This window comes from Pseudomonas sp. RtIB026 (assembly GCF_016861355.2).
GTDB classification, from domain to species: Bacteria; Pseudomonadota; Gammaproteobacteria; order Pseudomonadales; family Pseudomonadaceae; genus Aquipseudomonas; species Aquipseudomonas peradeniyensis.
Window position 1 is genome coordinate 4,495,381 of sequence record NZ_AP023348.2, and the last position, 21,013, is coordinate 4,516,393.

General features: G+C 64.9%; 29 protein-coding genes. 10 read left to right on the top strand and 19 right to left on the bottom strand.

What is annotated here, in order from left to right:
* The first annotated feature begins 150 nt into the window (after positions 1–150).
* The 8 genes from sctN to sctU are packed head-to-tail and all read left to right on the top strand — an operon-like array spanning position 151 to position 6,442.
* Complete coding sequence (gene sctN / locus PRtIB026_RS20080) at positions 151–1,479, top strand: type III secretion system ATPase SctN (protein WP_267812787.1); 1,329 nt, start codon at positions 151–153, stop codon at positions 1,477–1,479.
* A complete protein-coding gene (gene sctO, locus PRtIB026_RS20085; RefSeq protein ID WP_203651996.1) occupies positions 1,470–1,940 on the top strand; it encodes a type III secretion system stalk subunit SctO in 471 nt (156 codons plus the stop codon). Before sctN ends, sctO begins: the two co-directional genes overlap by 10 nt.
* Positions 1,934–2,776, top strand: coding sequence for a type III secretion system needle length determinant (locus PRtIB026_RS20090; RefSeq protein ID WP_203651995.1), 843 nt, complete (start codon positions 1,934–1,936; stop codon positions 2,774–2,776). The genes sctO and PRtIB026_RS20090 overlap by 7 nt, the downstream gene beginning before the upstream one ends.
* The gene (gene sctQ / locus PRtIB026_RS20095; protein WP_232857010.1) at positions 2,773–3,696 is read left to right on the top strand and encodes a type III secretion system cytoplasmic ring protein SctQ; all 924 of its coding nucleotides are present in this window, start codon (positions 2,773–2,775) and stop codon (positions 3,694–3,696) included. The genes PRtIB026_RS20090 and sctQ overlap by 4 nt, the downstream gene beginning before the upstream one ends.
* Positions 3,693–4,346 (top strand): type III secretion system export apparatus subunit SctR, encoded by a 654-nt coding sequence (gene sctR / locus PRtIB026_RS20100; protein ID WP_203651994.1) that lies wholly within the window; start codon positions 3,693–3,695, stop codon positions 4,344–4,346. The genes sctQ and sctR overlap by 4 nt, the downstream gene beginning before the upstream one ends.
* Position 4,347: 1 nt before the next feature.
* A complete protein-coding gene (sctS, locus tag PRtIB026_RS20105; RefSeq protein WP_203651993.1) occupies positions 4,348–4,614 on the top strand; it encodes a type III secretion system export apparatus subunit SctS in 267 nt (88 codons plus the stop codon).
* Positions 4,611–5,399: a type III secretion system export apparatus subunit SctT gene (gene sctT, locus PRtIB026_RS20110; RefSeq protein WP_203651991.1), complete on the top strand. Its 789-nt coding sequence runs from the start codon at positions 4,611–4,613 to the stop codon at positions 5,397–5,399. Before sctS ends, sctT begins: the two co-directional genes overlap by 4 nt.
* The gene (gene sctU, locus PRtIB026_RS20115) at positions 5,396–6,442 is read left to right on the top strand and encodes a type III secretion system export apparatus subunit SctU (protein WP_203651989.1); all 1,047 of its coding nucleotides are present in this window, start codon (positions 5,396–5,398) and stop codon (positions 6,440–6,442) included. The genes sctT and sctU overlap by 4 nt, the downstream gene beginning before the upstream one ends.
* 189 nt (positions 6,443–6,631) lie before the next feature.
* Here the strand turns inward: sctU and PRtIB026_RS20120 are convergent, their stop codons facing one another.
* Genes PRtIB026_RS20120 through PRtIB026_RS20185 form a run of 13 tightly spaced genes read right to left on the bottom strand, consistent with a single transcriptional unit; the run spans position 6,632 to position 13,697 of the window.
* Complete coding sequence (locus tag PRtIB026_RS20120; protein ID WP_203651987.1) at positions 6,632–6,808, bottom strand: hypothetical protein; 177 nt, start codon at positions 6,806–6,808, stop codon at positions 6,632–6,634.
* Positions 6,805–7,440, bottom strand: a complete 636-nt coding sequence (locus PRtIB026_RS20125) for an HrpE/YscL family type III secretion apparatus protein (protein WP_203651984.1) — start codon at positions 7,438–7,440, stop codon at positions 6,805–6,807. The genes PRtIB026_RS20120 and PRtIB026_RS20125 overlap by 4 nt, the downstream gene beginning before the upstream one ends.
* A complete protein-coding gene (locus PRtIB026_RS20130; RefSeq protein WP_203651982.1) occupies positions 7,419–8,033 on the bottom strand; it encodes a SctK family type III secretion system sorting platform protein in 615 nt (204 codons plus the stop codon). Before PRtIB026_RS20130 ends, PRtIB026_RS20125 begins: the two co-directional genes overlap by 22 nt.
* Positions 8,030–8,743, bottom strand: coding sequence for a type III secretion system inner membrane ring lipoprotein SctJ (sctJ, locus tag PRtIB026_RS20135; RefSeq protein ID WP_203651980.1), 714 nt, complete (start codon positions 8,741–8,743; stop codon positions 8,030–8,032). Before sctJ ends, PRtIB026_RS20130 begins: the two co-directional genes overlap by 4 nt.
* 28 nt (positions 8,744–8,771) lie before the next feature.
* Entirely contained in the window at positions 8,772–9,110 is a 339-nt protein-coding gene (gene sctI, locus PRtIB026_RS20140; protein WP_203651978.1) for a type III secretion system inner rod subunit SctI, read from the bottom strand.
* Positions 9,107–9,328 carry a hypothetical protein gene (locus PRtIB026_RS20145; protein ID WP_203651975.1) on the bottom strand — a complete coding sequence of 74 codons (222 nt, stop codon included), beginning with the start codon at positions 9,326–9,328 and terminating at the stop codon, positions 9,107–9,109. Before PRtIB026_RS20145 ends, sctI begins: the two co-directional genes overlap by 4 nt.
* The gene (locus tag PRtIB026_RS20150) at positions 9,325–9,675 is read right to left on the bottom strand and encodes a YscG family type III secretion system chaperone (RefSeq protein WP_203651973.1); all 351 of its coding nucleotides are present in this window, start codon (positions 9,673–9,675) and stop codon (positions 9,325–9,327) included. Before PRtIB026_RS20150 ends, PRtIB026_RS20145 begins: the two co-directional genes overlap by 4 nt.
* 2 nt (positions 9,676–9,677) lie before the next feature.
* Positions 9,678–9,938 (bottom strand): EscF/YscF/HrpA family type III secretion system needle major subunit, encoded by a 261-nt coding sequence (locus PRtIB026_RS20155; RefSeq protein WP_203651971.1) that lies wholly within the window; start codon positions 9,936–9,938, stop codon positions 9,678–9,680.
* A gap of 1 nt (position 9,939) precedes the next feature.
* Entirely contained in the window at positions 9,940–10,137 is a 198-nt protein-coding gene (locus tag PRtIB026_RS20160) for an EscE/YscE/SsaE family type III secretion system needle protein co-chaperone (protein ID WP_203651970.1), read from the bottom strand.
* Positions 10,127–11,029 (bottom strand): FHA domain-containing protein, encoded by a 903-nt coding sequence (locus PRtIB026_RS26490; RefSeq protein WP_203651969.1) that lies wholly within the window; start codon positions 11,027–11,029, stop codon positions 10,127–10,129. Before PRtIB026_RS26490 ends, PRtIB026_RS20160 begins: the two co-directional genes overlap by 11 nt.
* Position 11,030: 1 nt before the next feature.
* Entirely contained in the window at positions 11,031–12,551 is a 1,521-nt protein-coding gene (gene sctC / locus PRtIB026_RS20175) for a type III secretion system outer membrane ring subunit SctC (protein WP_203651968.1), read from the bottom strand.
* Positions 12,539–12,961, bottom strand: coding sequence for a CesT family type III secretion system chaperone (locus PRtIB026_RS20180; RefSeq protein ID WP_203651967.1), 423 nt, complete (start codon positions 12,959–12,961; stop codon positions 12,539–12,541). The genes sctC and PRtIB026_RS20180 overlap by 13 nt, the downstream gene beginning before the upstream one ends.
* Before the next feature lie 34 nt (positions 12,962–12,995).
* Positions 12,996–13,697 carry a helix-turn-helix transcriptional regulator gene (locus PRtIB026_RS20185; RefSeq protein WP_267812789.1) on the bottom strand — a complete coding sequence of 234 codons (702 nt, stop codon included), beginning with the start codon at positions 13,695–13,697 and terminating at the stop codon, positions 12,996–12,998.
* Between the two features lie 380 nt (positions 13,698–14,077).
* On the opposite strand from PRtIB026_RS20185, the gene PRtIB026_RS20190 reads away from it, so the two are divergent.
* Positions 14,078–14,446, top strand: a complete 369-nt coding sequence (locus PRtIB026_RS20190) for a CesT family type III secretion system chaperone (RefSeq protein WP_203651964.1) — start codon at positions 14,078–14,080, stop codon at positions 14,444–14,446.
* Positions 14,447–14,453: 7 nt separating this feature from the next.
* Here PRtIB026_RS20190 and PRtIB026_RS20195 read toward each other — a convergent pair whose 3' ends face one another.
* The 6 genes from PRtIB026_RS20195 to PRtIB026_RS20220 form a co-directional block, all read right to left on the bottom strand.
* A complete protein-coding gene (locus PRtIB026_RS20195) occupies positions 14,454–15,038 on the bottom strand; it encodes a DinB family protein (RefSeq protein ID WP_232856993.1) in 585 nt (194 codons plus the stop codon).
* An 11-nt stretch (positions 15,039–15,049) separates the two neighbouring features.
* Entirely contained in the window at positions 15,050–16,150 is a 1,101-nt protein-coding gene (gene zapE, locus PRtIB026_RS20200; protein ID WP_203651962.1) for a cell division protein ZapE, read from the bottom strand.
* Positions 16,151–16,225: 75 nt separating this feature from the next.
* Positions 16,226–17,374, bottom strand: a complete 1,149-nt coding sequence (locus PRtIB026_RS20205; RefSeq protein WP_203651959.1) for a PQQ-dependent sugar dehydrogenase — start codon at positions 17,372–17,374, stop codon at positions 16,226–16,228.
* Positions 17,375–17,395: 21 nt separating this feature from the next.
* On the bottom strand, positions 17,396–17,716 hold the full coding sequence (locus tag PRtIB026_RS20210; RefSeq protein ID WP_203651957.1) for a hypothetical protein: 321 nt from the start codon (positions 17,714–17,716) through the stop codon (positions 17,396–17,398).
* A gap of 132 nt (positions 17,717–17,848) precedes the next feature.
* A complete protein-coding gene (gene speB, locus PRtIB026_RS20215) occupies positions 17,849–18,814 on the bottom strand; it encodes an agmatinase (protein WP_203651955.1) in 966 nt (321 codons plus the stop codon).
* Between the two features lie 23 nt (positions 18,815–18,837).
* Entirely contained in the window at positions 18,838–19,917 is a 1,080-nt protein-coding gene (locus tag PRtIB026_RS20220; protein WP_203651953.1) for an extracellular solute-binding protein, read from the bottom strand.
* A gap of 102 nt (positions 19,918–20,019) precedes the next feature.
* Between PRtIB026_RS20220 and PRtIB026_RS20225 the strand changes: the two genes are divergently transcribed.
* Complete coding sequence (locus tag PRtIB026_RS20225; protein ID WP_203651950.1) at positions 20,020–20,910, top strand: LysR family transcriptional regulator; 891 nt, start codon at positions 20,020–20,022, stop codon at positions 20,908–20,910.
* Positions 20,911–21,013 lie beyond the last annotated feature (103 nt).

The window sequence follows — 21,013 nt, forward strand, 5'->3', positions numbered from 1 at the left end:
GTACTGTCATCGTCGGGCGCTTCTTTTTAGCCTGCCGGCGCGCGCAACACATAGCGACCGGAATCTAAAAACATGCGACTCACAGTGAAATCCATCCCCGGGCAGGCTTCCTAGAATGGTCCCCTTCATTCACGCACCCACATCGTACCCATGTCGCCATCGCTGCTGCAGATTCCCCAGACCCTGAAGTCTGCCGTGAACGGCGCCACCCTGGTCCAGGTCAACGGCAAGGTCACCCAGGTCACCGGCACCCTGATCCGTGCGCTGGCGCCCGGCGTGCAGGTCGGCGAGCTATGCCGACTGCGCAGGCCCAACCATGAGCAGGCGCTGCTGGCCGAGGTCATCGGCCTGCAACAGGACCAGGCGTTGCTCGCCCCGCTGGGCGACATGCAGGGCCTTTGCACGCGCACCGAGGTCTGCCCCACCGGGAGCATGCACCGCGTGGGCGTGGGGGATCATTTGCTGGGAACAGTGCTTGACGGCTTCGGCAACCCGCTCGACGGCAGCATGCCGGCCACACCACAGGCCTGGTACCCGGTGCACCGGGATGCGCCGGCGCCCTTGAGCCGCAAGCTGGTCGACACCCCCTTGAGCCTGGGCATCCGTTGCATCGATGGCCTGCTCACCTGCGCCGAAGGGCAACGCGTCGGCATCTTCGCCCCTGCCGGCGGCGGCAAGAGCACGCTGCTGGCCTCGTTGATGCGCAACGCGAAGGCCGACGTGATCGTCCTTGCGCTGATCGGCGAGCGCGGTCGCGAGGTGCGCGAGTTCATTCATCACGAGCTTGGCGAACACGGGCTGCGCCGCGCGGTGCTGGTGGTTTCGACCTCCGACCGCCCGGCGATGGAGCGGGCCCGGGCGGGCTTCGTCGCCACCACCGTGGCCGAGTATTTCCGCGACCAGGGTTGCAAGGTCCTGTTGCTGATGGACTCGCTGACCCGCTTCGCCAGGGCCCAACGCGAGATCGGCCTGGCCGCGGGTGAACCGCCGACCCGACGCGGCTTTCCGCCCTCGGTGTTCGCCCAGTTGCCACGCCTGCTCGAGCGCGCCGGGCACTCGGACAAGGGCTCGATCACCGCGCTCTACACCGTGCTGGTGGAGGGCGACGACCTGAACGAACCGATCGCCGAGGAAACCCGCTCGATCCTCGATGGCCATATCGTGCTGTCACAGGCGCTGGGGGCGGCCAACCACTACCCGGCCATCGACGTGCTGCGCTCGGTCAGCCGGGTCATGCACCAGGTGGTCAGCCCTGCCCACCGTGCCGCCGCCAGCCAGTTGCGCCAGTGGATGGCGCGCTATGAAGACGTCGAACTGCTGCTGCGAGTCGGCGAATACTCCCGAGGCCAGGCCCCTGCCGTGGACCTGGCCATCGACAAGCACGATGCCATTCGTGCCTGGCTGTGCCAGGCACCGCACGAACACAGTTCGCTGCAGCAGAGCCTCGAACAACTGCTGGAGATCGCCCGGTGCCCTTGACCACCCTGTTATCCATCAAGCAACGCCGACTGCAACGGGCCGAGCACGAAGCGCGCAATCAGCAGGCCCGCTTGCAGGCGGCACAGGCGGACAAGGCAAAATCGCTCGAGGCGCACCTGACGTATCGGTGCTGGTCCCGCGAAGAGGAGCAGCGCCTGTTCGATGCGCAGGTGGGGCGCCTGACCAAGCGCCATGACCTGGAACAGTGGCGTCGCCAGGTCGGCCTGCTCGGCGAGCGGGAAGCGAGCCTGCGTGGACAAGTCGTGGCCTGCGAGAATGCACTGGCGCGCCAGCACACCGCACGCCAGCAGGCGCAAGCGAAACTTGCCCAGGCCAGACAACAGCTGGACAGCTTCAAGCAACTGCACGAGCAGGCATCCCGGCAAGCCGCTCGGCGCACAGAGCACAGCCAGGAGCTCGAAGTGGAGGAGTGCCATGGCCAGGGAGGCTCGCCATGCTGAACACCCAGCCTGTTCCTGCGCTGCCGGACAACCCATTGCCTGACCCGCCTGAACGTGGGCCTTGCAACGAGCAGCGACTGTTGTTCGAACACCTGCTGGAAATTCCACGGTTCAAGCGCAGCGCGCCGCAGGATACAGGCCTTCGACCTGCCCGGGACGAGGCCAGCCCTGAACGCCCTGTCACCCAAGTGGTCCTGAGCATGGCTGCCTTGATCGCAAAGTGCCCACCCGCCTGCGCAGCAGAACGACCTGCGCTGATCGAGAACGTCATCGAACGCCCCCTTCCGGAGCCCATGCCAGCGATACTTGATGAGGTCGAGCCGACCTCATTGACCGAAGCAAGCCGTGCCGATGCGGGCCTGCAAACCGTCCGCGACAGTACCGACAACGTGCCGGATCGTCTGCTACCCAGTGATATCGAGCCAATCCTTGCGCCCCCTGCCTCATCGGGCGAGCGCCCCCTGATCGACAGGGCCTTGCCGGCAACTGTCGCGGCCCCCATCCAGGATCTGCAGACGCTTGTGGAGCGCCTGCAATTGCAACTGTTCGCCAGCAGGACGGGTACCCGCGAACAGGCCCTGTTGCAGGTGCAGTTACCTCAGCTGGGCCATGTCGAAGTACGCATGAACCCTGTGAGCGCTGGCCTGCAGGTGGAGGTCCAGGCGGCGCCAGCCGCCCTGCGGCAATTGCAGGTAGCCGGTACGGACCTGCTTGAGCGTCTGCAACGGCTCGATCCCGCGCAGCCGGTCAGCCTCGGCTTCGGCGCAAATGGCGACAGCCAGCAAGGCTCACGCAACAAGCGCCATGTAGAGGACGAAGGCTGGCCTGAACCATGAGTACATTGAACTTGCCTGCCGCCCACACCCAGGAACTGCGCTTGCAGCAGTTACTGAGCCATCGCCAACCCCATTATGCCGACGATCAAGGGCAGGTCTCGCTGAGTGTCAGCGTTCCAGGCGATGACCTGGATCTGGCCGTGCAGATCGATTGGCTCGGCGTACCGACTCGCCTGCTGTGTCGTCGGCAGCAGCTGGCGCAATGGCTTGCACCGCAGTTGCAGGCCGCCGACTTTGCCAGCCTCCCCAGCGCACTGCAGTTGGCGGTGCTGCAACGGGACACTCCTCGCCTGCCCGGCCTGCAATGCCTGGGCATCGAGCCAGCAGAAACCATCGACCGCACACCCGGTCTGCAAGTGACGCTGAGCAGCACGCAAGGCCTGCTGCCCTGCTGGGTGCAAGGCGACAGCGAGCGCCTGCTGACGGTCTTGCCACGGCGTCCACTGCGCGAACGCCTGAACATCCTGCTGAACCTCTCGCTGCAGTGGCGACCCCTCGAACTGACGTTGCACGAGCTGCGCGACCTCGGCACGGGCGACATCCTGCTGCTGCCCGCAGGTACGCCAAGCTCCCCGCGACTGTTGGGCGTGCTCGATGGCCACCCCTGGGCCGAACTGCAACTCGACGACACACACCTGGAGCTAGTCCGCATGCACGACACCCCCCCTGTGACCGACACCGCCCTGGAAACACTGGAGCAACTACCAATACCGGTCAGTTTCGAAGTCGGTCGCCAGACCCTCGACCTGCACACGCTGTCGACCCTGCAACCTGGAGCGCTGATCGAACTGCACAGCCCGCTGGATGCCCAGGTGCGTATCCTCGCCAACCAGCGCTGTGTCGGCACCGGTCTGCTGGTGCAGATCGACGGCCGCCTCGGGGTGCGGATCAACCGCCTGCTGGAACAGCAACCGACATGATCCAGCTGCCGAACGAACTGAGCCTGATCCTCGGCCTGGCGCTGCTGTCGCTGGTGCCCTTCATCGCGGTCATGGCCACCTCGTTCCTGAAGATGGCCGTGGTCTTCTCGTTGCTGCGCAATGCCCTGGGTGTCCAGCAGATTCCGCCGAACATGGCCCTGTACGGCCTGGCGATCATTCTCAGTATCTACGTCATGGCCCCGGTGGGCATGGCTACCTACGACTACCTGAACGCCCATGAAACGACCCTCGGCGATGCCCGCTCGGTCGAACGTTTTCTCGACGAAGGCATGGCGCCGTTTCGCGCCTTCCTCGATGGCCAGGTCAACGAGCGCGAACGCGCCTTCTTCCTCGACAGCGCCCGCCAGCTATGGCCCAGCCACTACGCCGAGCGGATCGATGGCAACAGCCTGCTGGTGCTACTGCCGGCGTTCACCATCAGCGAACTGAGCCGGGCCTTTGAGATCGGCTTCCTGATCTGCCTGCCCTTCATCGCCATCGACCTGATCATCTCCAACATCCTCCTGGCCATGGGCATGATGATGGTCTCGCCGGTGACCATTTCACTGCCCTTCAAGCTGCTGCTGTTCGTCCTGCTCGACGGCTGGGGACGACTCTCCCATGGCCTGGTGCTGAGCTACGGAGGCTGACATGCACAGTACCGAAGTGTTGCACTTCGCCAGCCAGTCGCTGTGGCTGGTGCTGGTCCTTTCCCTGCCGACAGTATTGATGGCCGCGCTGGTGGGCACCCTGATATCCCTGGTGCAGGCGTTGACCCAGGTGCAGGAACAGACCCTGGGCTTCGTCGCCAAGCTGGTGGCGGTGGTCGTCACCCTGTTCGTCACCGCCGACTGGATGGGCAGCGAGCTATATCGCTACACCGACCTGGTGCTCAACCGGATTCCCTCGGTGCGATGACGGTCCAGACACTTGAACAGATGCTGCTGGGCTTCAGCCTGATCCTGCCCCGGTTGTTCGGCTGCTTTCTCCTGCTGCCGATCCTCGGCAAGCAGGTACTGGGCGGCGCGCTGGTGCGCAATGGCGTGGCCTGTTCGCTGGCGCTGTTCATCTACCCCTGCGTGGCCGGTACCCTGCCCGCCGAGCTGGACGGGTTGCAGCTGGGGCTGCTGATCGGCAAGGAAGTGCTGCTCGGCCTGCTGCTGGGCTTTGTGGTGGTCATCCCGTTCTGGGCCCTGGAGGCCTGCGGTTTTCTCATCGACAACCAGCGCGGCGCCACCCTGGCCTCCACCCTCAACCCGCTGCTGGGCAGCCAGACCAGCCCCTCCGGCACCTTGCTGGCGCAGACGCTCCTTACCCTGTTCTTCACCGGCGGCGCCTTCCTGGGGTTGCTGGGGGCACTGCTGGGCAGTTACGCCAGCTGGCCGGTGGCAAGCTTCTACCCACACATCGGCAGCCAGTGGAACACCTTCTTCCTGGCCCAGTTCGATTACCTGCTGGCCCTGTGCGTGCTGTTCGCAGCACCCTTGCTGATCGCCATGTTCCTCGCCGAACTCGGCCTGGCCCTGGTCAGCCGCTTCGCGCCGTCGCTGAACGTGTTCATCCTGTCCATGCCGATCAAGAGCCTGGTCTGCAGCACGCTACTTGTGCCGTACCTGGTCCTGCTGATGACACTGGCCGAGGATCAGGTGTCCATCGCGCTGGCCAAGGCAAGTCTGCTCGCTCCGTTGCTGGAGCAACCATGAGCAGCGAGAAAACTGAACAGCCCACACGGGCAAAATTGCGCGATGCGCGCCGCAACGGTCAGGTGGCCAAAAGCAAGGAGCTGGTCTCCACAGTGCTGATCCTGAGCCTGGTTGCGTTGCCCATGGCTTTTCCCGATTACTTTCTCGGGCATCTGCGTGAGCTGATGATGCTCCCCGCCCCCCTGCTCCACCTGCCCTTTCGCCAAGCGCTGGAGCTGATGCTCGAGCAACTGCTGCATGAGTTGCTATGGCTCACCCTGCCGTTCCTGCTGACGGCCGTGCTCGCCGCCATCGCCGGCAACCTGCTGCAGACCGGCTTCGTGTTCAGCGGCCAGTCGCTCTCACCCGACCTGAAGAAAGTCAGTCCACTGGAGGGGGTGAAACGAATCTTCTCGGTCAGGAACGTGTTCGATTTCCTCAAGTCGTCGCTCAAGGTACTGCTGCTCGGCGCGCTGGTGCTTGGCCTGCTCAGCGACCACCTGCGCACGCTGCTGCGGGTGTCATCGTGCGGCATCGAGTGCATCCTGCCGTTGCTGGGCAGCCTGATGGGCAGACTGATCGGGGTCTGTGCCGTGGGTTTCCTGGCGATCTCGGCAGCCGACTACGGCCTGGAGCGCTGGCAGCATCTCAAGCAATTGCGCATGAGCAAGGAAGAGGTCAAGCGCGAGCACAAGGAGATGGAGGGCGCCCCCGAGCTCAAGCGCGAGCGCCGCAAGCGCCATCGCGAAATGCACAACGGCACGTTGCGAGCGGAGGTCAGGCGCTCGTCGGTCATCGTCGCCAACCCGACCCATATCGCCGTGGGCCTGCGCTACAAACCCGGGGAAACACCCTTGCCGCTGGTCACCCTCAAGTACACCGACGAGCAGGCCCTGCTGGTGCGGCGGATTGCCGAGGAAGAAGGAGTACCGGTGCTCGAACGTATTCCCCTGGCCCGGGCGCTATTCGCCGACAGCCGGGTGGAGCAGTACATTCCCGGCGAGTTGATCCAGCCGGTGGCCGAGGTGATTCGCTGGTTGCAGGCGCAGGAGGAGATGGCATAGATAACGTAAACCACAGGCAAACCAAGGTCCCTGTGGGAGCGGGTTTACCCGCGAAGCAAGCGCCGCGGTGGTTGGCACCAGCTTCGCTGGTGTTCGCGGGTAAACCCGCTCCCACAGGGATCGCGCCAGATTCTAAAAATTGAGCAAGACAGTTGCTCCCACAGGTCCAGGACAATGGAGATGGGAGCGCTAGACCAGGATCCCACGCTGCGGCAATGGCCGGCGCACAGGCACGGTTTCTGCGCGCTCCCTCGCCAGATTCCGAGCAGGCTGGCGAAGCTGTGTCCAGAACACCTGGAGCAACGCATCGCGCTCCTGATCATCACGGATCGCCCGCGCGGCTGCGGCCAACACGGCTTCGTTCATGGCGTTCCAGCCTCATCGTCAAGGTGCCGTTGCGTCAGCGCCCGCTGCAACGCGGCCAACTGCCCTTCGATACTGGCATCGATCACGCAGCCTGCGGTCTCCAGGCGACAGCCGCCTCGCGCTAGCCTGGCATCGGCGCATACCTCGACAGGCCCGACCTCGGGATATAGCGCGAGCACTTCATCCAAACGCTGGCGAACCTCAGGCAACTGATCGGGCCCTACGTGCAGCAACAACGCTTCCATTGGCTGAACCTGCGCCAGCGCCTGACGGGTCGCGGCCAGTGTCAGCTCGATATCAGGGTACTCCCCCAGCACCTTGCACACGGCCTGGCGCACCACCTCGCTCATCTGCTGGTCGACCTGGCGATAGAAGGCATCGCAGCGCAAGCGTGTCCCATGCAGCAACGCCACCTGTTCGATGGCGGCCATTTCCAGCCCGACCTCCCGCCCGAGCCGCTGATGCTCCTCGAGCACCGCATCGGCCCGGGCATCGATATCCCGGGCACGCTGACGTGCGTTTTCGGTCAGTACGCTGGCATCGAGGTACTGCTGATAGTCAGTGCTGCGCAATACGTTCATGCTCGGGTCGATCATCGGCCGGGCCTCATTCAACTCAATAAATGGCAACATTCCGGGCTCCTGTCTCGGGCCACTTTCAGGCAAAGGGTGCGTGCCAGGACGCGTTGTTCATCGTCCATCGGCCAAGTCGGCATTGCAGTCACGGCGGGCAGGCGCAGGTTCAGACGCCGAGCGAACCCCGAATCGACCTCACCGCATGCCTGCAGCCAGAACGCCAAGCCACAACCAGGCAGGTACGCGTCCAGGTCACCGGCTGGCAGCGCCTGTTGCCAGCCCACAGGCCAAGGGCCAATGACGAGACACCACTTTTCCAGGCAATAGCGCAGGCCCTGTGGGTCGAGTGCCGCCCGCAACCGCGCCTGCCCCGACCGTTCGAGTACTTGTCGGATGGCCTGGCCATGCAGCAGGCCGCCCAAACTGGCCAACACCCGCTCCAACGCCGGCTGTGAAAACAGGGCCAGCCTACCGAGTCGTTCTGGCAAGTCGAACGGCTCGCACAGCGCCAGCACCGACATCAGCCAGCCGTTGACCTCACGACTCTCCCGCCAGTACGGCAAGGCCTGAACCATCTGATCCAGCGCTTCGGGACAGTGGGTCGAATGCAGGTAGTGCGCCAGGCAGTAACGAAACTGGAACTCGGTCATGCTCTCTGACGCCACCACAGGTACTGCGCCAGGTTGCTCAGTACCAGCACCCCGAGCAGCACGCCCAGCAGCGCCACAAGCCGCCAGCGCGAACCTTCCAGAACCTGGATCGACAACAGCGTGACATGGCGCAGGCCCGCCAGCGGTTGACGCGCCTGGGTCGACGGCACCAGCACCACGCTGATGCGCTCGTAGTCCAGGCCTTCGATGCTGTTGCTCAACAGCTGTTTCATCTGCCCGATGTACAGCTCCAGCGCCGCATCCGCCGCATGTTTGATAAAGATCGACGCCGACGCTACGCCGGCCTGCGCGCGCAGGCCGTCACGGGGCTCCGGCAATACCACGTGCACCCGGGCCACCAGTACACCATCGATCTCCGACAAGGTCCGCGACAGTTCCTGGGACTTCACATAGGTCAGCCGCGCCTGTTCCTCCAAGGGCGAGGAGATCAGGCTGTCCCGGGGAAACACGTCATTGACTGTGGAGAACATCTCCCGCGGATAGCCCTGACGCTTGAGCGCCGCCACCGCGTGGCCGATATCGGCTTCGTCGATCAGGATCTTCACCTTGCCGTCCTTGTCCTGGGCCTTCACCGCTGCGATGCCCTCGGTGTCCAGCACCGCGAGCATTTCGTTGGCCTCGCGCTGGGCGAGGCCAAGGTAAAGCTCGACCCTGCACCCGCCCAGTGTCAGCACTGCCAGAAGCAGCATGCACTGCCATGATCTTTTCACAGGACACCTACTGGGCTTTCATGAGGGTTTCGATGTTCTGCGTGGTGCGCCCGACACCCTTGGCGATCAACTCTACCTGCAGGTTGCTGCGGATCAGCGACCAATGGGCGTCCATCAGTGCCACGGGGTCCCCCGTGCGCGAGACCAGGCTGGCCTGCGCGCCCTGCCGGGCTTCGGTATGCTGCTGGTGGAGCTGCCCTATCTGGTGCAGCAGTCCATCGCCAGGGCTGTCGGCGGCACCGGAAAGCGCTTGCTCGAACTCGGCCACCTGCCGGGAATCGGCAGCCGGTGCTGACAGGGACTGCAGGTCGGTGACAACCCGGGTTACCTCGGTAATGCCATTCATGAGCCGCCCTCCACCGTGAAGGAATCATTCAGCAGGTCCATCGCCATGGCGAGCACTTGCAGCCTCGTTTGCTGCGTCAGTTCCGAGGACACCTGTTCGCGGGTTTGATGTTCAACAAGGCTTGCCTGGAACTCGGCTGCGTCTTGATCACTGTGCGTGGGCAACGCGATCAGTGCACCTTGCGCACCAGACACAAGCGCCGAGGCCAGCGGACTCATGCCACCACCTGGGCGCGCATGCCCTGGGCAAAGCGGACCAGGTCAGGATCACCGCTCTGCGCCATGCCCTCGAGACGCCGCTCGAGCACGGCCATGTAGCCCAACTGACGCTCGCACAGCGCCAGCCACGGCCCCAGGGATGGCCATGGCGCCTGGTTGCCCTCCGCCAACGCCTCCTCGCACCGCCCCTGCCCCATCAGGCTGGCAATGCGTATCGCACAAGCCGCCTCCATCGTCGCCGGCTCACGAACCAGCCACTGCGCGATGAACAGCGCCTCTTCATGGTGACGATGTTCGACACCCAGCAGGCCCAGGCGGGCCAGCAGATTGTTCACGGAATGGTTCATGCTCAGAACTTCTGCAAAATGCTGCTGATGGTGTTCTTGAAGGTCTGGCCCAGGGTGGCGTCGACCTGGAACACGTTCGACCAGATGTTCGAGCGGTGGCGCATGTCAGCCAGCAATGCGGGGTCGTCACTTTTCTCGTTGAGCTTCTGCAAGGCGTCGAGCACCGCCTTGTTGGCTTGTTGCGCCTGCTTGACCATGCCCTCGTGGACCATGTCCATGGTGTTGTTGGTGCCGTCGTAGAAGCCGCTGCTGATGTTCGTCATTTCAGTGTTCCTCCAGTTTCTCGAGTATCTTCAAGGCTGCTTCAAGGGCTGCCATTTGTTGGTGCAATTCCTGGAACTCGGAAGGTGGCAGCGGCTCCGACAACTGCCTGGCACAGGCCTGCCGTGCGTGCTCCAGCACCGAGAACATTCGCGCTTGCTTACGCGGATCACGAACCTCCCACATGAGTTCATCCATCATCTGCCGGTCTCTCCTTCAGGTTGATCACGTAGTCCCGGCCACCCTTGCTCAGCGTGATCGCCTGCCGATCGATCGCCAGGATGCGAATGCCGGAGGGCATCAGTGCCCCAACTGGGTAACGGCGGTTGTCGCTCAGCGTCACGTAGGGCAACCGCCCCAGTGAGACGCCTCGAACAGGGAAATCGAGTTTCGCGGGCGCAGGTGCCCTGCCCTCGTCGACCAAGCGCAATGATGGGTGGTCGCCGAATGCCTCGCGGTACTGTCGCTGCAGGTTCTGGTAGTCCTGAAGCTGGCGCTCGCGCAGCGCCCCGCGCAGCACCAGGGTGTGTCCCTGGTCGGTCACGCTCAAAGTGTCCTCCAGGCGCCATTCGCGCAGCAGTTGCGCCAGCCGCGTCCGGGCTTGCTCCTGGGGCTGGGGCGGTTGCTCGACGGGCGCTGCCACTGCTGTTGGCGTATCCTGTGCCTCAGCGTCGGCAATCAACAATCGCGTGAGCAACACGAGCAGCAAAAGCAACCCGGCACCCGGCACCATGAACCAGCCGTGGCGCAAGCCTGACCGAGGACGCTGCGCGGGAAGCCACTCGGCGAACAGGTCGTCTTGATTGCAAAAGGCCCACTGCAACGGACCGCAACATTGAGTCGCCAATGCCTGGAGTTCGGCCTGCGCTGCCACCTCTCGTCCATCCTGGGTGGGTGCTTCGCTCGAACCCCACTCCAGCAGGCGTACGCCACCGGCCTCGACCATCAGCACCAGGTGAATGGCGGCAATGCCCGTATCCGCCAGCACCAGGTCGGCCTGGGCCGGATCGGCGCCGATGACCACCCGCCCAGGCATCAGGGACACCTCGGCGCCGGCATTCAAACCGCTGTAGAGCCGCAGTTTCCAGGTCATATCAGGCACGCTCGCCAAGCCCGGGGTCAATCAGCCTCGGCTCGATCAGGAACAGGCGCACCGAACGACGGGTGTTGCTCGACTGATAGCGGAACAAGGCGCCCAGGAAGGGAATGTCACCCAGCAACGGGACCTTGCGGATGCTTTCGCTCGTCTCGTCGCGATGGATGCCGCCGATCATCAGACTCTGCCCAAGGTCTACCCGGGCCAGCGTGTCGATGACCGTGCGGCTGATGGTGGGAATGCCATCGGACCCGGTGCTGTTGGGCTTCTGGCTGCCATCCTCGATATGCAGGCTCAGGCTGATTTCCGGCCGGTCCGCGCTGCGGATCAGGCGTGGCGTCATCTTCAGCAAGGTGCCGTAGGTAATGGCCTTGAGCTCGGCCACCCGCTCGCCCATCACCCGCACATAGTAGGTTTCGCTGTGATCGATCACCGCCAGGGTGTTTTCCTGGGTCAGCAAGGTCGGGCGTGATACCACCTGGGCATGACCCTCGCCCTGCATCAGGGTGATCTTGGCCAGCAGCCGGTTCAATCCCCGACTATCGACCAGGCTGCCAGCCAACGTGGTTTGCGCCAATCCCGCTTGGGTTCGGATGTCCATCAGTTGATGCTTACCGACTCCGAACTGCCATTCCACGCCCAGCTCATCCAGGTGTTCGGCGTTGATATCGAGGATCGTCAGGCCTACCTCTATCCGCGCCGCCGGCCGGTCCAGCGCCATGACCAGGCGCCGGTACATGGGCAGGCGCTCGGCGTGATCACGCACGATGATGGAATTGATCGACGGTTCGGCCTGGACCACGGCCCGGCCGGCACGCACGGGCGCGCCCTCTCCCACGGACTGGCCGTCGACCGCCACCACATTGGCATCGGCCAGCACCCGGGAAAGGAGCGTGGCCACGCCGGGCACCGCCACCTTCTGGTCGCGATAGTCGATCTCGCGGTCCACGGCCACCGCATGCCGGAGTGGGATCACCTCGACGCTCAGGCTGCCACCCAGTTCATCCTGCAGGCTGGCCTGCTGCTCCAGGGCCTTGACGGTCTGCTCGACCCGGTCCAGATAGCGGGGCGGTCCCGACGCATACACCAGCCGTCCACCCGACGTGGCACGCCAGGCAAAGCGCGAGGTCCAGCCACCACCCTCCTGGAGCGCCGCACGTAGTTGCGGCTCGCGTACCCTGTCCAGGTGGATCAGGCGGGTCTGCACTTCGCTCGACTTGTCGACATGCAGCACCGCGCCGTCGTAGTACCAGGCCAGGTTGTAGAGCACCGCGACCTGCTCGAGAAACGCCTGCGGGTCCGGCTGCTCGAAGGTGGCGCTAACCTGGTCCCTGACCTTGTCGCTGACCACCACCGAACCCTGATAGTTGGTGGCAAAATTGGTCAGCACGTCGCGCAGGCTCTCGCCTTGGGCGATGTAGTGGAACGGCTCGTCCGCCCAATCCAGCGGCTCGCCCTGGGCGAAAAGACTGGCCAGCAGGGCTGCCAGGCCGGTGGCAAGCGATCTCATGGCAGCCATACGCTTGCTCCCCGGGCAATCAGGGGTGTCGGGCCGCGACGGAACGTGCACAGGACATTCAGCAGGGCGAGCTGAACCCCGAGCACATGCTCAAGGGCATCCACATCGCCCTTTGACAGGTCTATCCAGGCCTCAAGCAGCAGTTCTCCCTCAGGTGTCAGTGCCAACCGCTGCGGGCACTGCGCAGCCCACGCAACGAGCATGCCCGACAGGCGGCGCAGGACCTGTTGGTCGAGACTGGCGCCTTGACCGACCACCGACGACAGCGAGCTGCGAACCACCAGCCGTACGCCACGCGGTTCGAGCCGCAGGCCATGGCCATCAATGCACAGGTGGTAGCCGCCAGCATCATCGGCCAGCCATGGCGCCATGCCCAGCCGGCGGGCCAGCTGCGTGGAAAGTCTGTTCATACGGGTCTTGTCCATGCGAGGTAGGGGTTGGCGTCTAGCGACGGGCGTCGCTGGGCGTGCAACCGAAACGCCGGCGATAGCTCTGGCTGAAATACGACTGGCTGGAAAAGCCGCTTTCCATGGCGATGTCGACAATGCTCATGCGCGTGTTCAGCAGCAGATGATGCGCGTGGACAATCCGGCGCTCGGTGATCCAGGCCCGCGGCGAGCAGTTGTAGAAGGAGCAGAACAGGCTCTTGAATGCCGTCAGGCCCAGCCCGAAGGCCTCGGCGTACTGGTCCAGGCGCCACTCGCGCAGGTAGTGCTGCTCCATGAAGGCGTGCAGCCGATCGACATGGCGATTGCCCTGTTGCCGCAGGGCCGCCAACAGCGTCCTGCCTTGTGCTCCGAACACCAGCAGCAACAGCAGCTCCTCCAGGCGCAGCATTGCCAGCATCGACGAGGTCCCCTCGCCTTCGAGCCCCGCCAGGCGGGTCACGCATTCCTGCGCCGCAGTGCAAGGGTGAAGCCGCAAGGTATTCACACCGGGCTCGCCGCAGCGCTCGAGATGGCTCAGTTCCTGGCCGTGGCGCTGCATGAACGCCTGCACGAAATTCACGTCCAGCGGCAGCCACAGCACCTGGCACGCCTGCCATCGGGTCGCCACCAGGTAGGTGCCACGCTTGACGAACAGCAGCTCGCCGGCCTGTAGATCGATGACATTGTCTTTTTCGCGCACGGCCAGCTCGCCTGCCATGATCGCGTAGAAGCCTTCCTGCCCCTGGGACGCAAAACCCGCCCCGACAACATCCAACTGCCGCCCTTGCACACACCAGTCCTCAACTGGAGAAATCCCTCTCGCACCAGGCCGTACTTCCCGTAGACCCCTTTACACACCACGTCGAAGCTCAACGGGTGTAGACATGGCCATAGGCTACGATGCCCTCCCCTGCTTGAACGCAGGGATTGTCCTGGAATGGGCGGAGGCATTTCGCCACCATCTGTAGGAAGTTCGCTGAACCTGGCGCACGGCAGAAAGTGAGCGACAGCCAGCAGCTAAAAAACGACGACAGCCTCCGATAGTCGGGCAAGCAGCATGGTCGTTACCGTGGCGGTCCCCTCCAACGAGAACTCGCCATGCCAGGCACAAACTATGACTATGCGTTGACCCAGCTGTACGCGGCCTTGAAGCTGGATCCCCCAGTGGCCTTCGAGCCGGTGATCAGCCTGCGGGTAGGCCCCCATGTGTGCAACGTGACCGAGCACCCCGCCGACCAGTTGCTGATGTTCATCGAACTACCCGCCATCGACGACGTACGCTGGGGCCAGCAGAACCTGTTCTGCCAGGACGCCTGCAAGCCCGTGCTCGGCCTCGACCCGATCACGGGCTGCCAGGTGCTATGGAACCGCCAATCCCTGATGCAGATGGACCGCGCCATGGTGCATCACCAACTGGAACAGCTGGTTCAGGCCGCCCATGATCTGGCCGACGGCGAAACACCCTGAATGGCGTTCAGCGCTGCGCCCAGATCTGCGCTTCGCTCCACCCCAGGGCGGCAAAGTCCTCGGCGCGCAGCGAGGCCTCCTCTTCGCAGAAGAATTCGTCCAGTTGCGGAGGCCTGACCGCCGTGTCGCTGAGCATCGCATGCACCTGGCCGCGGTGGTGGATCTGGTGCTCGAACAGGTGCGACAGCAAGCGCAGGCGCGGCTCATGCTGCATCCGCTCCGGCCGCACGATGCTGACATAGCGCCCGAGTTGGTCATCGCGCAATTGCCGGCAGTAAGCGATCAGCCGCTGGTCGGCCTGGGCCTGCTGGGCTTGCAGGTCGGTACAGGTAGCGAAAGGCTGCTCGGGCACGAAGAAGCGCTCGCCGTCCGGGTCGGGCGTTGCCCCGCGCTGCTCGCACTCCAGCGCGTCCAGGTAGAACCAGTCCACCGTCAACAGGTGGTTGAGGGTGGCCTTGATCGAGGGGAAGAAGCTGCAACGGGGGGCGACGAACTCGTCCTGGGTCAGTTGCAGGCAAGCCTTGTACAGGCGGTGGTTGGCCCAGCCATTGTTGTAGGCCTGGGTCAGCAGATGATGCGACAGCGGCTCCATGGTCGACTCCTTCAGGCGAAGCGTTGCAGTTGCATCTCCCGTAGCCGGCTCAGGGTCCGTTGGTACGGGAACGCCAGATACCCTTGAGTGTAGAGCGCTTCCAGCGGGACCTCGGCCTCCAGGTACAACGCGACCCGCCGGTCGTAGCACTCGTCGACCAGCGCGATGAAACGCCGCACGCTGTCATCCTTGGGCGCCAACGTCGGCAGTTCGCGGTCTCCGGCCTCGACACGGGCGGCGCCATCTTCAGTGCCACGGGCGATACGCCCGGCCTGCTGCACGCCGCCCAGGGCCGGCACATCACTCAGCAGAATGGCCGGGTAACGGTCGCACAACGCCATGAAGTCCATGGCGGCCAGGGGCTGCTCGCACAGATCGGCAAATCGACACCAGAGCGCCCGCGGGCTGTGGCGCACGACCTGAACGTGGCGCGAGCCGATCTGCAGGGCCTGCGCGCTGCCGGGGTCATCCGGGCTCAACTGGTCGAACACCGTCGACAACGCCCCGCCACCTCCCGCTGGCGCCACCCAGTAGCGTTGCAACCGTGCCCCCGGGTGCAGGCGATGGTCCTGCTCTCCGGCCACCGACAGCACGCGCATATGCTGCTCGATGGCGGCGATGGCCGGCAGGAAGCGCTCGCGGTTGAAGCCGTCGCGGTACAGCTGCTCGGGGGGCTGGTTGGAGGTGGCGACGATTACCACACCCTGGTCGAACAGCACCTGGAACAACCGGCCGAGGATGATCGCGTCACCGATATCGCTGACGAACAGCTCGTCGAAACACAGCACGCGAATATCGCCAGCCAACTCGCGGGCCAGGGCCTTGAGCGGGTCGGCGGTGCCGTTGAGCTGGAACAGGCGCTGGTGGACCCAGGCCATGAAGTGATGGAAGTGCAGTCGCCGGGCAGGTAGCGACAATGAACGGTGAAACAGGTCCATCAACCAGGTCTTGCCACGGCCCACCGGGCCCCAGAGGTACAGGCCCTGGGTCGGCTTGTCCTGGCCCAGGGCATCGAAGCAGGCCTGCAATGCAGTGACGGCGGTCGCCTGGTCCGGGTCGGGAAAGTAGCCGCGTTCAGTGAGGGCCTGGAGGTAGAGGGATTCTGGCGTCATGCCGGCCATGGTACGACACTTTCGCCCCTATCGTGCGTGGGAGCGGGCTTGCCCCGCGATAGGCCCCCTCAGCCATCACCCGTCCTTCAAGCCCACCTTCAGCAATGCCCCGTCCTTGGCATCGGTCAGCACATACACATAACCATCCGGCCCCACTCGCACATCGCGGATCCGCGCCTTGAGATCGCCCAACAAGCGTTCTTCATGCACGATCTTGTCACCATCGAGCTGCAAACGGATCAACTCCTGGGTCGCCAGGGCGCCAATGAACAGGTTGTGTTCCCACGCCTTGAAGGTCGGGCTGTCATAGAACGCCATGCCGCTGATGCCCGGCGACTTCTCCCACACATGATGCGGGTCGACCATGCCATCGACGTGCTTGCCCTTGGCTTCCGGGATCGGCAGCATCGAGTAATTGATGCCATGGGTGGCGATCGGCCAACCGTAGTTCTTGCCGGGCCGTGGAATGTTGATCTCGTCGCCGCCACGGGGGCCATGCTCGTGGGTCCACAGCTGGCCGGTCCAGGGGTTCAACGCCGCGCCCTGCTGGTTGCGGTGGCCGAACGACCAGATCTCCGGGCGCACATTGTCGCGGCCGACGAAGGGGTTGTCCTTGGGTACCTCGCCATCGGGCAGGATGCGCACGATCTTGCCCTGCAGCTTGTCCAGGTCCTGGGCGGTGGGCCGCTGGTTGTTCTCGCCCAAGGCGATGAACAGGTAACCGTCGCGGTCGAACACCAGCCGCGAACCGAAATGATTGCCTTCGGAGAGCTTGGGCTGCTGACGGAAAATCACCGTGAAATTCTCCAACCGCGCGCGGTCCTGGGACAGCTGGCCACGGCCGACCGCAGTCCCCGCCTTGCCGTCAGGGCCTTCTTCGGCGAACGACAGATAGACCGTTCGGTCCTTGTCGAAGTCCGGCGACAGCACCACGTCGAGCAGGCCACCCTGGCCTTCGGCCCACACCTTGGGCACGCCGGACAATGGCGGGCCGACCTTGCCCTCTGCACTGACAATGCGCAGGTTGCCGGGGCGTTCACTCACCAGCATGTCCTTGCCACCCGGCAGGAAGGCCAGGGCCCAGGGGTTGCGCAGGCCGTCGGCGACAGTGCTGACGGTCAGTTGCCCCGCTTCACTGGGAAATTCCTGCTCGGCGGCCGCCTGGGCCAACAGCGGAAACAGGCTGGCGGCGGCCAGGGTGGTCAACCAGGTACGTGGCGTCATGCTCGATTCCTTCGAAGGGGCTCACGGCACGCGCAGCGAATCGCGTGGTGGCCGGGTGGGTTCCAGGTTCGGGGTCTGCTGCTCGCGGCGCAGGTTTTCGCCATTGCCGATACCGCGGTTGTCGAGAGTCGGCGGGCGCGGGTTGGGTTGCGTGGACGGGCCGCGCACCGGCGGCGTGGCGGGCACGCTGCCCTGGCGGCTGTTGGGGTTGGCACGCATGATCGGGCTGTTGTACGGGTTGTTGCTGTCGTTGGCGGCGAGCAACGGCGCCGGCAGGGGCGCCGCCTGGAGCGGCATGGCCAGCAACAGGCCGAGGCCCAGGATTGGCAGGGTGGGGTTCATGCTTCACCTCCGGTACGAAAAGGCGCGCTCCAGGGTTGGATAGCCTAAAGCGCGCAGGGTTCGACGCAAAAGGATGAATATGGGTCCTGATGTTTCAGTATGGCCCCTTGGGGCGGCCATGCAGCCCCGGTGTCAGCCGGCTTTATCCACCTTGTGCCGCGCCGCGTACAGGCACAGCATCTCCATCGCCAGCGTCGCCCCGGCCAGCGCGGTGATATCGGCATGGTCATAGGCCGGCGCCACCTCCACCAGGTCCATGCCCACCAGGTTGATCCCGCGCAAGCCGCCGAGGATCTCCAGCGCCTGCAGCGTGCTCAGCCCACCGCATACCGGCGTGCCGGTACCGGGCGCGAAGGCCGGGTCCAGGCAGTCGATGTCGAAGGTCAGGTACACCGGCCGCTCCCCCACCCGCTGACGGATAGCCGCGATGATCGCCTCGGTGCCCGAACGATGTACCTGGCGGGCATCGAGGATGGCGAACCCCTGGCTGTCGTCATTGGTGGTGCGCAGGCCGATCTGCACCGAGTGCGCCGGATCCACCAGGCCTTCGCGCGCCGCGTGCCAGAACATGGTGCCGTGGTCGATGCGCTTGCCCTCCTCATCCGGCCAGGTGTCGCTGTGGGCGTCGAAGTGCACCAGCGCCAGCGGGCCATGCCGGCGGGCATGGGCCTTGAGTAGCGGATAGCTGATGAAGTGGTCGCCACCCAGGGTGAGCATGGCGCAGCCGGCCTCGAGGATGTGCTCGGCGTGCGCCTCGATGCTGTCCGGCACCGACGCGGGCGTGCCGCTGTCGAACGCGCAGTCGCCGTAGTCGATCACCGCCAGGTGATCGAACGGGTCGAACGTCCAGGGCCAGTGTCGGGCCCAGGCTTGCTGCACCGAGGCGTTGCGGATCGCCCGCGGGCCGAAGCGCGCGCCGGGGCGGTTACTGGTGGCGGTGTCGAACGGCACACCGCTGACCACCACGTCGACACCGCGCAGGTCGCGGCTATAGCGGCGCCGGGAAAAACTGGTGATACCAGCATAGGTGCTCTCGGCGGCGGTGCCGTAGAGGCTGTCACGGGTCATGGCCTGGTCGTTGTCCTGGGCGAGGTCCACGGTCTGTCTCCTGTCGTTGTTGTTCACTGGCGGCTGCGGAAGGTGGTCCACAGGCGGTTGCGCTGGCGCAGGTCGGACAGCGCCATGCTGCGGTCGGCGAACAGGCGCTGGCGCACCTCGGCCGGCGGGTAGATGTCCGGGTCATTGCGGATCGCCGCATCCACCAGCGGCGTCGCGGCCTGGTTGGCGTTGGCGAAGAACAGCGTGTTGGTCAGCGCCGCCACCGATTCTGGGCGCAACATGAAGGCGATGAAGGCACGGGCCGCCTCGGGGTGCGGCGCGTCCTTGGGGATCACCAGGTTGTCCTGCCAGACCAGGGTGCCCTCACGGGGGATGCGGTAGATCAGCTCGAACGGCTTGCCGGCGCGACGGGCCTGGTCGGCGGCCATGGCCGCGTCGCCGTTGTAGGTCAGCGCCAGGCACACGCTGCCGTTGGCCAGGTCGTTGATCTGGCGGCCGTTGGCCACGTAGCTGATCGACGGCTGCAACTGCTGCAACAGTGCCTGGGCGGCGTCCAGTTCGGCCTTGCTCTGGCTGTACGGGTCCTTGCCCAGGTAGTTGAGGGTCAGGCCGATCACCTCCTGGGGCGAGTCCGGCATGGCGATCCCGCAGTCCTTCAGGCGGCTGGCGTATTCGGGCTTGAACAACAGGTCGAGGCTGTCCAGCGGCACATCGCCCAGGCGCTGGCGCACGGCCTCGACATTCACCCCCAGCCCCAGCGTGCCCCAGGTGTATGGCACCGCATGGCGGTTGCCGGGGTCGGCCTCGGCCAGCTTGGCCAGCAGGTCCGGGTCGAGGTTGGCGTAGCCGGGCATCGCCTGCGCCTCGAGCGGCTGCAGGGCGCCGGCCTTGAGCGCCCGGGCCAGCACCGTGGCCGACGGCACCACCACGTCGTAGCCGCTGCCGCCGGTGAGCAGCTTGGTCTCCAGCACCTCGGTGGTGTCGAAGGTGTCGTAGCGGACCTTGTAGCCGGTCTCCTGCTCGAACCGCGCCAGGGTTTGCGGGGCGACATAGTCGGCCCAGCTGTACAGGTTGACGACCTTCTCCTCGGCCTGCAGCGGCAGGGCGATCAGCAATGAAAGCAGGCACAACGTTCGACGCATGGCGGGCACCTCGGCGTGGGGGTGGATGCCGCCAGCATGCCTGCCGGGTTACATTGTAAAAATGGCAACTTTGCGAAGCTGACATTCACCAGGATCAATGTGATGCTCGGACAATTGCACGACCCGGACCTGCACCTGCTGCGGCTGTTCGTCACTGTAGTCGAGGCCGGCGGCTTCAGCGCCGCCCAGGGTGTGCTGGGGCTCAGCCAGCCCAGCATCAGCCAGCAGATGGCCAGGCTGGAGACCCGCCTGGGATATCGCCTGTGCAGTCGAGGCAAGGGCGGTTTCCGGCTGACCGAGAAAGGCGAGCTGCTGCTCCAGGCGACCCGCGGCCTGTTGCTGCAGATCGAGCAGTTCCGCCAGCAGGCCAACGGTGTGGCCGGGCGCTTGCTGGGCACGCTGCGCGTCGGCCTGGCCGAGAACCAGGATCGCGACGTCACCCTGCGCCTGGCCCGGGCCATCGCCCGCTTTCGCCAGCGCGACGAACATGTGCGCCTGGAACTGACCAGCGCCCCGCCGGCCGAGCTCGAGCGGCTGTTGCTGGAGCAGCGCCTGGATTGCGCCATCAGCTACTTCTCCGGCAACCAGGCGGCGTTCGACTACCTGCCACTGTTCGAGGAACGCCAGCGACTCTACTGTGGCCAGGGGCATGAACTGTTCGACCAGGTCCAGGTCAGTCGCGAGCAATTGCTGGAGGCCGACCAGGTTTGCCATCCCTACCGTTTTCTCAAGCAGGGCGAGCCCTTCCAGAGCCGACGCAGCCTGGCGGTGGCGGAACAGATCGACAGTGCGCTGACGTTGATCCTGTCGGGTCGGCATATCGGCTATCTGCCCCGCCACTGCGCCGCGCCCTGGGAAGCCCAGGGGTTGTTGCGGGCGCTGGACCCGACACTGGATTTCGTGGTGCCGTTCACCTTGGCGCGGCACCGTGGGCAGGAGCCAGGTGAAGCGCAGCAGGCGTTCATGGAGGATCTGCGCAGTGTATTCGTTTGAATTGGGGCCGCTTTGCGGCCCATCGCGGGCAATCCCGCTCCCACAGGAGCCGCACATTCCTTGATAGCGGCGCCACGCATTTGCCACACTGAGGACTCGCCCG